General features: G+C 65.6%; 10 protein-coding genes. 3 read left to right on the top strand and 7 right to left on the bottom strand.

The window, feature by feature from the left end; translation table 11 throughout:
- Positions 1-27: 27 nt before the first annotated feature.
- Complete coding sequence (locus C493_RS12125; protein ID WP_007259733.1) at positions 28-528, top strand: metallophosphoesterase family protein; 501 nt, start codon at positions 28-30, stop codon at positions 526-528.
- A gap of 159 nt (positions 529-687) precedes the next feature.
- Here C493_RS12125 and C493_RS12120 read toward each other — a convergent pair whose 3' ends face one another.
- The 4 genes from C493_RS12120 to C493_RS12110 all read right to left on the bottom strand — a co-directional run bounded on the left by C493_RS12120 (position 688) and on the right by C493_RS12110 (position 5,960).
- Positions 688-2,574: a hypothetical protein gene (locus C493_RS12120; RefSeq protein WP_049889338.1), complete on the bottom strand. Its 1,887-nt coding sequence runs from the start codon at positions 2,572-2,574 to the stop codon at positions 688-690.
- Positions 2,575-2,801: 227 nt separating this feature from the next.
- A complete protein-coding gene (locus C493_RS12115) occupies positions 2,802-4,682 on the bottom strand; it encodes a hypothetical protein (RefSeq protein ID WP_049889337.1) in 1,881 nt (626 codons plus the stop codon).
- Positions 4,683-5,072: 390 nt separating this feature from the next.
- Positions 5,073-5,213 carry a DUF7564 family protein gene (locus C493_RS24295; RefSeq protein WP_449289429.1) on the bottom strand — a complete coding sequence of 47 codons (141 nt, stop codon included), beginning with the start codon at positions 5,211-5,213 and terminating at the stop codon, positions 5,073-5,075.
- Positions 5,214-5,324: 111 nt separating this feature from the next.
- Positions 5,325-5,960: a hypothetical protein gene (locus C493_RS12110; protein ID WP_007259730.1), complete on the bottom strand. Its 636-nt coding sequence runs from the start codon at positions 5,958-5,960 to the stop codon at positions 5,325-5,327.
- Positions 5,961-6,122: 162 nt separating this feature from the next.
- Between C493_RS12110 and C493_RS12105 the strand changes: the two genes are divergently transcribed.
- The gene (locus C493_RS12105) at positions 6,123-7,139 is read left to right on the top strand and encodes a DUF4352 domain-containing protein (protein WP_007259729.1); all 1,017 of its coding nucleotides are present in this window, start codon (positions 6,123-6,125) and stop codon (positions 7,137-7,139) included.
- A gap of 87 nt (positions 7,140-7,226) precedes the next feature.
- On the opposite strand, the gene C493_RS24290 is transcribed toward C493_RS12105, so the two are convergent.
- The 3 genes from C493_RS24290 to C493_RS12100 all read right to left on the bottom strand — a co-directional run bounded on the left by C493_RS24290 (position 7,227) and on the right by C493_RS12100 (position 10,415).
- Positions 7,227-7,370, bottom strand: coding sequence for a DUF7563 family protein (locus C493_RS24290; RefSeq protein WP_449289428.1), 144 nt, complete (start codon positions 7,368-7,370; stop codon positions 7,227-7,229).
- Positions 7,357-7,533, bottom strand: a complete 177-nt coding sequence (locus tag C493_RS23445) for a hypothetical protein (RefSeq protein ID WP_162832294.1) — start codon at positions 7,531-7,533, stop codon at positions 7,357-7,359. Before C493_RS23445 ends, C493_RS24290 begins: the two co-directional genes overlap by 14 nt.
- Before the next feature lie 347 nt (positions 7,534-7,880).
- Positions 7,881-10,415, bottom strand: a complete 2,535-nt coding sequence (locus C493_RS12100; protein WP_007259728.1) for a bacterio-opsin activator domain-containing protein — start codon at positions 10,413-10,415, stop codon at positions 7,881-7,883.
- A 395-nt stretch (positions 10,416-10,810) separates the two neighbouring features.
- Between C493_RS12100 and C493_RS12095 the strand changes: the two genes are divergently transcribed.
- Positions 10,811-12,292: S8 family peptidase (locus C493_RS12095; protein ID WP_007259727.1), on the top strand; the 1,482-nt coding region annotated here is incomplete at its 3' end.

Below are 12,292 nucleotides of genomic sequence, written 5' to 3'. Positions count from 1 at the left end.
TAGTGGATTCCAGTCGCGTGTAAGCGTATGAACATCGGTATCATCTCAGACACCCACGACAACCTCGAGGCGATCGAACGCGCAACCGAAATCTTCGCCGACGAGGGCATCGAGATCGTCGTCCACTGCGGCGATTTCGTCGCGCCGCTGATGGTCGATTACTTCGGCGAGTTCGAACTCCACGGCGTCCTCGGAAACAACGACGGCGACGTCGCCACCCTCCAGTCGAGGTTCGACGCGCTGGGCGGCGAGAGCGAACTCCACGGCCGCTTCGCCAGCCTCGAGTTCGACGGCCTCTCCTTCGCCGCCCTCCACGGCGAGAGCCTCGAGGAGGTCGAAGCGATCGCCGCCGGCGAGACGTTCGATTTCGTCTGCTACGGCCACCACCACGAGCGCGAACTGTCGGAAGAGGGACGGACGACGGTGCTCAACCCCGGCGCGCACGTGCTCCCGCGGTCGGCAGCCGATCGGTCGGTCGCGGTCGTCGATACCGAAACGGAAACGGTTCGATTCCGCGAACTCGAGTAGCCCGGGAGCGTCGCCTGGTTTCAGCCGGGCCGCACCGAGGGTCGGTGAAGCGGTATCGCCCGCGACGGTCGGACGTCGGCGCCTCGAATCCTGTCCGTGGCGTCGGCTATCGGTCGCCGACGGTGCGGCAAAAAAGTGAACGGGATCGCCACTCGTTCGTCAGCCGAACACGGCGGACACGAGGTTCCCGACGGCAGAGCCGATGCTCGAGGTGAGGCCGGATCGCTCCGTGCGGTCGGAGTCGTCGGCGTCGTCATCGCTCGAGTTCGAATCGTCGTGGCCGCAGTTGGAGTCGTAGGACTCTTCGAAGGTGCTCTCGTCGCTCGAGTGCTCGATGCTGTCGCGCTCGGAGTCGGTTTCGGAGTCGCTGCGGCTGCTGTCGCGCTGGTCGACGTCACTCTCGCTGTCGCGCTGGTCGAGGCTGTGTTCGCTCTGGCTATCGTCGCTGCGCTCGCTGCGCTCGCTCTCACTCAGGTCGGATTCGGTGTCCTGATCGCTGCTGGACTCGCGTTCGACGTCGGTGTGTTCGACGGTGTCGGTGCCAGCGTCGCTCTCGCTATCGGTGTCGAGTTCGGACTCGCTGCGCTCGCTGCGGTCGCTCTCGCTCGCGTCACTCTCGTCGGTGTGCGTACTCTGGTCGTTCTCGCTGTAGGTGCGGTCGGTCGAGGTCTCGCTCTCGTCGGATGCGCTGCTACGCTCCTCGCTGTCGTTGTCGGAGCGGTCTAGGCTACTGTCTTGTTGGTCGCTCTGCGTTTCGCTGCTGTCGCTTTCGTTCTGGTTCTGTTCGGTCTCGCTGTGGGTTCGGTCGCTGTCGGTGCTACTCGCGTCGCGGTCGCTCTCGTCGAGCGTGTGCTCGGAGCCGTGACGGTCGCTCTGGCTCGCGTCGCGCTCGGAGTCGTCGCTCTTGCTTCGGTCGCTCTCGCTGTCGGAACTGGTCCGATCGCTCTGAGCGAAGTCGCTCTCGCTTTCGTCGCGCTCGGATTCGTCGAACGCGCTCTCGCTTACGCTCCGGTCGCTCTCGCTTTCCTCGCTGTCGCTCTGTTCGTACTCGCTTTCCTCGCTGTCGCTGTCGCTGTCGATTCTGTCGAAGGTGTCGCGGTCGTTCTCGCCGCGGTCACTGGAGTCGCGTTCGTCGTGTTCGGACTCGCTATCGCTCTGTTCGTGCTCGCTCTCGTCGCTTTCGCTACTGTCGCGGTCGCTCTCGTTCTCGTCGCGGTCGTGCTCGCTGACGTCGCGCTCGCTCTGATCGGCGGTGCGCTCGTCCGCGTCGCTCTCGTCGGACTCGTGTTGGCTGTCGCTCTCGTCGAGCGCGCTCGAGTCGCGTTCGCTCACGTCGACGTCAGAGTCGTCGTGGTCGACGTCGCTCTCGCTGCGGTCGTGCTCGCTCTCGTCGGTGCTGCTGTCGCGTTCGTCGGTGTCGACCGACCTGTCGCTGGCACTCCGTTCGCTCTCGTCCGCGCCGCTGTCGCTGGCGCTCGAGTCGCTCTCGCTGAGCGTGCTGTCTCGGTCACTCGCGGTGTCCTCGCGCTCGCTGACGTCGCGGTCGAGGTCGCTTTCGTCCTCGTCGGTCTGGACGTCGGCGTCGTCGATTTCACTGTGACTCTCGTTGCGGTCGCTCTCGTCGACCGTGCTGACGTCGCGCTCGCTGCTCGAGTCGCGCTGTTCGTCGCGGTCGTTCTCTTCGAAGGAACTGCCGTCGCGATCCGTTTCGCTCTCGCTCGAACTGTCGCGGTCACTCCGGTCGACCGACCGTTCCTCTGTGTCGTCCGAACTATCGCTCGAACTGTCGCTCTCGGTCAGTTCGGAATCGCTCGAACTCTCTCGAGTGTCGCTACTGGACCGGTCCCGCTCGCTGCTGCTGTCTCGTTCGCTCTCTTCCTCGTCGGTCGACGAGGACGTGCTGTCGTCGGCCGTCTCGCCTTCGTCACACCGATCGTCTACGTGCATGCTGACGCCGGAACTCGCGCCCGCCAACCCGCTTGCGCCGACGGCTCCGGACAGCATCACCAGACCGATCACTGTGAGGATTAGTAATTTCTGACTCATACTCTCTCGAACCTATCCCGTAGGTCACTGCACCCTTGGCTCGGCGGCGTTAAGAACTCGAGACGAAGGGACGGGGAGAGCCGGTACGGATCGGGTCCGACGGGGTCGATCGGCCCACGAACGGGGCGGGAGCCGGACGGTGCCACGTCGGCCCGAGTCACAAAACGGACACCGTCAAAAAACTGGCAGTCGCGGGGGTTCGGCCCGCGGTCCGACCGGCCGACGGCTCACTCGAGTTTGCTGACGTCGACGTCGAAGGAGCCGTCGTCGTTCTCGGTGATGACTCCCTTTCGCTCGAGTTCTGCGGGGCTGTCGCCGGTGACGATCAGCCGTTCCGAGATCGTTTCACAGTCCGAATCGGTCGTCTGCTCGCGTTCGGACTGGTCCCGTTCGGTCTCCGTCCGCTCGCTCTCGCTGTCGGTGTCGGACTCGCTGCGGTCGCTGTCGCGCGTCTCGAGGGACCGGTCGCGTTCGCTTTCGTCGCGCTGGCTGTCGCGTTCGCGCTCGTCGTCGCGTTCGCTGCGATCGCGTTCGCTTTCGTCGCGCTCGCTGGACCGGTCGCTGCTGCGCTCGCGCTCGGTATCGGTGTCCGTCCGTTCGTCCGTCCCGGTATCGCGCTCGCTCTGGGTGTCGCGTTCGGACGCGGTCGACTCGCTGCGGTCGCGATCGTGCTCGTCGCGCTCGTCGAAGTACTGACTCCCGTCGCGCTCGCTTGAGGTGCGATCGGTGTCGCTGCCGCGATCGGTTCGGTCGCGCTCGCTGGACTCGCTGTCGGCATCGGTCGTCTCGAGGACGCCGTCTCGCTGCTCGCTATCAGCTTCGCTGCGCTCGGTCTCGAAGGCCTCGCCGTCGAAGTCGCTGCGGGAACTTTCGCGTTCGGTGCTGCTCGCGTCACGGTCGCGGTCCTCGACGTCGCGTTCGCTTCCCTGGCGGGTCTGTTCGCGCTCCTCGAGGGTCGAGTCGGCGGTCTCTCCACGGAACGTCTCGGCGTCGACGTCGCTGCGATCACTCTCGGATCGGTCGCGCTCGCTGCGGTCGCGCTCGCTCTCGTCCCGATCCGATTCGTTCGTCTCGCTCGTCTGCTCGCCGTCGGTGCGCTCGCTCGCGTCCGCCGTCTCGCTTTCGGCGTCGCGCTCGTCATCAGCGCGTTCGCTCTCGTCGACGTCAGCGGTGCCCTCGTCGCCGCGGTCGAAGCGGTCCGCGTCGATCCGCTCGGACTCCGTGGCCGAGTCGGCGGCCTCGCTCTCGGCGCTCTCGCTGGCCTCGCGCTCGGCGTCGCGCTCGTCGACGTCGCGCTCGCTGCGATCGCGCTCGCTCGCGTCCACGGTCGCTTCCTCGAGGTCGCGTTCGTCCGACGCGGTCTCGTTCTCGCTCGTCTCGGCACTGCTCGTCTCGTTCTCGCTCGCGTCCCGCGCCGCGTCGTCGGCGTCGACGTCGCGCTCGCTGCGGTCGCTCGCACGCTCGTCGTCGGTACGTTCGGTCTCGTCGGCGTCGCTCGCGTGTTCGCTCGTACCCGACTCGCGTTCGTCGACCGTGCCATCGATGACCGCCGAGTCGCGTTCGCTGTGCGTGCTGTCGGCGTCCGATTCGGTGACGTCCGACTCGCTAACGTCGCGTTCGCTGTCGCGTTCGCGCTCGTCGACCTCGACGTCCGTGTCATCGAGTTCGCGCTCGTCGACGTCGCTCGCGTCGCGCTCGCTGCTCGAGTCGCGCTGTTCGTCGCGGTCGGTTACTTCGGACTCGCTGCCGTCGCGCTCGTACTCGCTGTCGTGTTCGCTGTCGTGTTCGCTGGCATCACGGTCGCGTTCGTCGACCGCGCTCGAGCGGTCGCGCTCGCTGTCGCGCTCGCTGACGTCGCGGTCGTGTTCGGTTTCGCGGTGGTCGTTATTCGCTCGGTCACGTTCGCGCTCGCTCTGACTCTCGCTCTCGTCGATCTCGTTCGTGAGATCGACCGTTTCGTCGAGGTGTTCGCTCACGTCACATCGCTCGTCGTCCAGGGTGTAGAGGACGGTCTGGTCGGTCCCGTCGCTGACGGACCCGGTCGCCGCAACGACGCCGCCTAACACCAGAATCGCGACCAACGCGAAAACACCAACTTGGTTTGTCATGTGTGCTCGCCCATTGTGTATTTCAGCCGTCCGTTCACCACGGATAGCGCGCTATAGCAGCCACTGAAACGGTTCACACACCGATCCCAACCCGTGACCCGATGTGCGGTAGCGGTCAGCGGCGACTATAGATACCGAGACGTTCGGCCGTCGCACTCAAAAGGAGACGACGAAGGGTGGGGAAGAACCGCCGCGAATGCGCGCAGTCGGATTCGCGAATTCCGTCCGTGAGGAGCCGCGATAGCAGCCACCGAAAACCGACGCACACCTGACCGCCAGACAGCGCTGTGATCAGTGTGTAACTGTTTCATGCGGATTACCGTAAGTCGTTTCCGGCCCGACCGCGAGCCGACCTGCGGTCGGGCCGGTAACTCGTTACAGCAAACCGTATCAGTGGCTACGATACCCGTCCGCCCCGTGTCGTTCTCCGGGCCCCGGACGGCAGTTGACACAGTAGTAGCCGTGGTACGCGTTTTCTCGTTCGTAGTCGGTCCCACAGTTGATACACAGCGAGTACTCTCGATTCGTCATTATACTGGACTACACGTCGGGAAGGGTCGTATAGCATCGGTGAAAGACCGTGCCGAATAGCTGCCAACCGACCCCGTGAGCGCACCGTGGACAGACGGATCGACGTTCGTATCAGCCTCCCGATTCGACGACGACCTCGATGTCGTCGCCCGATCCGCCGCGTGCGTCTGCGACCGATTCGACGCCCTCGAGAACGTAGGTCTGTGGATCGACGGCGTCGCCGTCGACGGTCACGCTGATTTCGTCGCCGTCCGCCTCGGCGTACGCCGCGTCGTCGATCACGAACCGTTCGGCGGTGAGTTCCATGCCGAGAGTTTCCAGCGCGTACTCGATCGTCACATCCTCGCAGTGAGCGTGCCACACCGCGGCGTCGTCGGCCGCGTGAAAGTGGAAACAGTCGTCGGCCTCGATGAACTGCGGATCGTTGAACTCGACCGCCGCCCCGTCGTACTGGACGGAGATCGTTCCGTGCTCGTGGATCTGGCTCGTCGGATCCGGCTGGACGGCCGCCGAACTGGTGGCGGTGTCGTCGCCGAAGAAGAGGACGCCGTATCCGAGTGCGAAGACCACGACAATGACGCCGATACCGACGACGATCACCGGACGCCGGCGCGTCGGTTCGTCGGCCAGCGTTCCTACTCGTCGGGCGTCGATTCGCGTGAGTTCGTCCGTGTGCGTCCGCCGGAGGTGATCCTCGTAGCTCTCGTCGGGGACTCGATCCCCGCAGTAGGGGCAGTGTGTCGTCATCTCGCTCGTGGAGAGCAAGTCGGCCGAGAGTATGAACGGTGGTCGAAGAATCGGGTCACCGCCGGCGAAAAACCGGCCAGAGGCGCGAGAACCGGATTCGACTTCTCTATCCGGAGCCGTTTTTCACCCACTGTACTTGCCGTGAGGCGACGGATATCGACTATGGATCGCATCGATCGCCGGACGTATCTCACGCTGATCGCGGGCGCGACGGTCGTCGCCGGCTGTCTCGGCGACGGAGATACCGAGTCCTCGAACGACGGTGCCGAAGCGTCGGCTGGGAGAGCCGAGTCGAGGGAGTCGAACGGCGCGGACGGATCGACGCCTCCGTTCGAGATCGGGGACCGCATCGATCTAGCGGACCTGCAGTTCGTCGTCGCCGACTCGACTCTTGTCGAGAACGTAGATGCGGGACCGGAACCCGAGGACGACCTCGAGGCGGACGAGGGTGACGCGTTCGCCGTCACCGACCTCGCGGTGCGCCACGCCGACGACGAGGGGATCGTCGACGTCGCGGAGGCGGTGACGGTTCGCCTTCGCGCGGACGACGGCGACGGCGATCCGATCGAGCGTGTCACGGAACCCGAAATCGTGGCGCTCGATCCCACCGAGCGCCGCCTCGCACCGGGCGAACTCGTTCGCGGCGACCTGGTCGCCGAAGTCGAGGAATCCGCCGACGGCCTCGTCCTCGAACTCGAGTCGCTGACCGACGAGACGACGGCCGTCGTCGATCTCGAGTCGAACGGTGAGACGGGTGCGAGCGCGCGACTCGAGTCGACCGTTGACGACGTGTTGCGGTTCGCTCAGGGGGTCGAACACGGCGGGATCGAAGTCACGGTTTCGACGCTCGAGCACGGGAACAACCTCGGCGGGTTCATGCAGTCCGACGAGGGACACGAAATCGTCGCCGTCGGGGTGACCGTCGAGAACGGGAGCGGACGCGACCGGACGCTTTCGACCGAGCAGATCGAACTCAAAGACGAGTTCGGCCGTCTCCACGCGGAAGCACCCGGCGTCTTGCGAGCGCTCGAGGTGATAGACGGCGTGACGGTCGCGGACGGTGAGGAACACGACGGGAAAATCGCCTACCAGCTCGAGGAGGGACGCGAGGAGCTGTACTGGGTGTTCGATTTCGCCGCGTGGGGGGAGGATCGACGCGAGAGCTGGCAGTTGCGGTGAGTCGGGTGGGAAGCGGTTCGTGCGACGAGCGGCAATCGCCCTCGCTCCGAACCGCACCTTCTCGCGCGATCGGGCGGACGCTGGTGATCAGTGGCTACGAGTGTGCAGTTGCGCCGGTTGCTGGAGCGTCTCCAGACAGTACAGACAGCCATTTACTCCGTCGTCGTTGTCGCCGAAGACGCGCACGTACGACCGAGAGAGAACGCTCCCACAACGATCACACGAGCGCATTGTCGACCCGCAGAGCGTTGGTTTCGTCGGTCTCGTAAGCGGCCATGATGAGTCCGACGACCTCCGGGTTCGACGGCTCGTAGCCGAGTTGCTGTTCCATACTGGTTTTGATCTCCTCGAACCGATCGCTTTTCGATCCGTAGAGTTTGATGTGTGACGTCATTGGTAGTCTCGTTTTCGCCGCGGTTCGACTCCCCCGAACGATTCTCGCGGGGAGTCGGCCAGTGTCGCTCACGCGGGACCGTTCGCAGCACGTCGTTCGCTCGAGAGGATTCGCAGCGAAGACACGTCGCGATAGCCACGGTCGCGGTAGCGACGGTCGACACGCTACGGAGCGGGCGACCGCGCCGTTCGAACCCCGAACGCGGCCACTCGCTCCGATATATCGACTTTCGCCGCGCTCTGTCGAGAGTTGTCTGCCTATGTGGTTGGATCCCGGCAACCCTATGTCCTTGTCCAGCGGCGTTCGGCCCTCACTCGAGTCCAATCTCCGTTCTCATCAGATCCAGATCAGGAAGAGCGCTCCGGCGAGTCGGTGAATACTATCGCCAACAGTTTCCGCTGTGCGACGCGGAGGTGGTTGTTGAACGTCGGCTGCGTGATTCCGAGTCCCTCGGCGATCGTTTCGCCGGTCGTTTCCCGAGGAATCTCGAAGTACCCACTCACGAACGCCGTCTCGAGGGCCTCGAGCTGTTTCGCCGTCAGCGAGTTCTCGAGTTCCGAGCGCAACCCGTAGCCGGGTCGCTCGACGAACTCGCGGTCCTGTCGGCGGACGAGCGTCGAGTCCGGATACAGCCGAGTGAAGAAGTCGACGAACTCCCTGACGGTCGTCTCGTCGGAAAGGACGACGACGAGTCGGCCCGCGGCTTCCGACGCCGAGATCGACTTCGGGACGACGCCGTACTCGAGCAGGCGGCCGACGACGCTGTCCTCGCTGAGCGTACACTCGAACAGGTGCTTGCCCTCGCGTTTCGTGAGGAGTCGCGTCTCGGTCACCGAGGGCGATCGCCCGGCGAGTTCGAGAATCGTTTCGGCCGTCGTCCCCTCGATCGTGAAAAAACCGCGGATCGATCCATCAGGCCGCGAGACGACCGTCTCGAACTCGAACGAACATCCCGTTTCCCGCGCCCACTCGAGGAACTGAATCCCTCGGTCGAGAACGCGAAACTCGAGTTCGACGCCGCCGTGGCCGACGAGCGACGACCGCGCTTCGATCGCGTGGATCGCGTGTGCGATCCAGTGGCCGAACTCCGCGAACAGCCGGCGTTCCGCGTCGTCGAACGCACTCGCCCGTTCGCTGTAGACCGCCAGCCCGCCGTACGACCGTTCGCGGAAAATCAGCGGGACGGCGACGACGGAGCGGTAGCCGTGAGAAATGGCGTTCTGGCGCCACGGTTCGTCGATCGGCTCCGTCAGCAAGCGTCGGCGAGAGCACGGTTCGAGGGTCCGGATCGCACACGCCATCGGTTCGTCGCGTTCGACGAGCGAGCGAACGTCCGAGTCGAGACGTTCGAGGTATCCTCGTTCGGTTCCCGCCCACGCTCGGTCGCAGACGTCGTCACCGGTCTCGTCCAACGCGGCGATCCGGGCGAACGCGTAGCGATCGGCCGAGGCGATCCGTTCACAGATTCGGTGTTCGAGTTCGTCTCGCGTCCACGTCCGTCCGATTACCCGTGCGATCGAGCGAACGAGTTCGAGGCGTTCCTCGAGTCGGGTCGCCGAACCGGTCGCGGTCTCGAGTCGACGCTCGCAGTCGATTCGTCGCCGCCGGAGCTCGACGCGGTCCAACGCCGTTCCGAGAACGACACCGACGAGGCGGACGAACGCGTGGTCGAACGACGTCGGTCGCGCCCCCTCGGGCGCGCCGGCGACGAGAACGCCGTGAGCGCCGGTCGGGACGACGAGACCGCGGGCCGCAGTCGGCTCTCGGACGGGATCGGACGGCCGAGGCAAGAGCGCGGCGACGGGTATCGGCTCACGATCGACGAACGCGTTCCAGGCGGGTGTCGACTCGTCGAGCGGCAGCGTCGTAGCGATTCCGTCGAAGCGTGACGTCGCCGCTCGTCGGCGGAGTGTTTCGGTCGATTCGTCGTACTGGTAGCACGCGCCGGCCATCGATTCGGTTCCTGATTCGATCGCCTCCAGTGCGAGCGTATAGCGGTCCGCTATCGAGTCCGACTCGTCCGTCGACGAAATCGAAGCCGCCGCCTCGAGGCGTGCGATCTCGCGCTCCGGGCCAACGGCGCCGGGGTCGCGACTGGCGGACGCGCCGTCGACGCGCTCGCCGCGGTCGAAGACGGTGCAGACGTACCGGTCGTCCGTCCCCGCAGTGAGCGAGACGAGCGCGGAAAACGAACTTCCGCCGCGGCGACGCGCCGGGAGTTCGTCGGCCGCACTTCCACGAGATCTGGCGCGCTGCTCGAGCGCCGAGAGCGAGTCCGCTGCATCGCTCAGGAACGCGATCTCCCACGACGCTCCCGTTAACTCCGCCGGATCGTATCCGTGTAGTTCGGCGTAACTCGAGCTAACGGCGACGAGCGTTAGGGAGTCATCCAGAAGGCTACTGCCGGCGTGGACGTCGACCGCAGGCGTCGGTCGCTCGGCTCCCCTGGTACGATCGGCGGCCGCGGTCGGTTCGTGGCGCTCGACCGAGGTTACGATCCGCGACGCGAGCAGCCAGTAGCCGGCGTCGTCCGAGTCCGCCCGCAGAAAATCCGTCGCCCCGGCCGACAGCGCCGCGTCGACGAGATCGAAGTCACGGACCGCTGAGAACGCAATACAGGGGAGTTCGGGGACCTGTTTACGGACCGCTCTCACGACGTCTACATACTCGAGTCCCGACGGCCGAATCTCGCCGACGACGCAGTCGACCGACTCGAGCGAGCGAGAGACGTCGGAGCCGGACGCGACCGTGAGGTCGATACCGAACTCGCCCTCGAACACGGGTCGTACCGCTCGAGCAGTCCCCTCCTTCGCGTCGACGAAGAGGACCCGGATCGGCTCGTCTGTCGATGGAGAATCGCGTGACGGCGTCGTACTGTTCATAGGAGCTACCACTGTTCAGTGGGCGGATTCGCCGGTCGATCCTCGAGTTCGATTGACGAGTCGACGGGCGAAACGGCACACACGCCCGTAGAGAGGGGGTAGAAATGGAAAACGGCGAAGCCAACGTCCAGTACCACCCTCGGCCGATGTACGTTAGACGGACGCGCTCGCCGCCCTGGTGCCGGAATTAGTCAATTTCAGCGTTCGGAGACCGTCGACGCCCCGTCTCCGTGTGCAGGGCCCCTCGTCCGGGTCGTCGACACCCCGCCGTGGGCGATCGGTCGCCGCATATAATTCGAGTCGCTATTCGAATAGACACGGCTCTCCCGGCCGGCTATCCACGTAGCACCAGTCGTTTTCTCGGTCGCCGGCTGACCCCTCGTCCGGAGAACGATATGACCGAACAGGGACGATCCCACCCGATCGACGAAGATTCTTCACCGGACCGCTCGAAGCGCTGCGGAACTGCGCGAACGGCGGATTGTATCGACCGGCACACTGCGTGGACCCGCTCGCGGACGAGCGCAACCGAACTCGCGGGGGTGAGGTGGCTTCGAACGACGCTGGGTTCGATGCTCTCCCTTTCACTCCTTTTTTCGACGCTCCTCCTCGAGCGCGGGTTCACGCGGCGATCCGCGCTGGGGTCGGTCGGCGCCGGGCTCGTCGGTGCGCTCGGCATCACCACGGCAGCCGCGTCCGATCCCGAGCCCGACGACGAACCGGGCGGTGACCGGTACGTGGTCGGACTCGAGCCGGGAACGTCGACCGCCAGCGTCTCTCGGACCGCGTCGCGGCTGTACCGATCGCTGGACCGGTCCCCGGCCGGGAGCGCCATCGTCGGTGACTTCGACGACGACGCTCGTCGAGCGCTCAAGGAGCGCTCGGACGTTCGGTACGTCGAGCGAGATTACGTCCGCCGGCAGTCCGTCGCTACCGTCGACGCCTCCGAGAGCGTGGATCTGGTCGACGAGCAGCGGACGCCCTGGGGCGTCGAACGGATCGGTGCGACGGACTTCCACGGAAGTGACAGCGCGGGATCCGGCGCGACGGTCGCGATCCTCGACTCCGGAATCGACCCCGAACACGAGAGTCTCGAGGTGGCCGACGGCGAGGCGTTCATCGAGTGCGACGAGGACGTCTGTGCGACGGCGTGGGACGACGAAACTGGCCACGGGACCCACTGTGCGGGGACCGTCGCCGCGTTGGACAACGGCAGAGGCGTCGTCGGGGCCGCTCCAGCGGTCGGTCTCTGCGCCCTCAAGGTCCTCGCGGGCGACGGCTCCGGCTACGACTCGGACATCGCCGCCGCCATCGAGTGGTGCGCGGACAACGAGATCGACGTGATCAACCTGAGCCTCGGCGGCAGCGACGAGGCGCAGGTGCTCGAGGACGCCCTGCGATACGCCTACGACAACGGGGTGCTCATCGTTGCTGCGGCCGGCAACGACGGGTCCGTTGGCGGTATCGACTACCCTGCCGGCTACGACGAGTGCATCGCCGTCGGATCGACGGACGAACGCGACGCGGTTCCGAGCTGGTCGGCACGGGGTGAGGGAATCGAACTCGTGGCCCCAGGCGAAGACGTGCTGTCGACGATGCCAGACGACGAGTACGTCTATCTCGAGGGAACGTCCATGTCGACGCCACACGTTGCGGCGATCGGCGCGAAGCTGATGAGCCAGGGGCTTCCCAACGCCGAAGACACGGACGACGTCGACGATCCCGGCGGCGCCCGGGCCGTGCTCCGCGAGACCGCCGAGGATATCGGATTCGACGACGACGAGCAAGGATACGGTCTCCTCGACGCGTTCACCGCCTTCGAGGAACTCGAGCCCGTCACGACCGAGGACGTCACGGACGTTCGGACGCACAGCGCG

The organism is Natronolimnohabitans innermongolicus JCM 12255, assembly GCF_000337215.1.
In the GTDB taxonomy this organism is placed as follows: domain Archaea; phylum Halobacteriota; class Halobacteria; order Halobacteriales; family Natrialbaceae; genus Natronolimnohabitans; species Natronolimnohabitans innermongolicus.
This window is presented reverse-complemented; position numbering and strand designations above follow the sequence as displayed.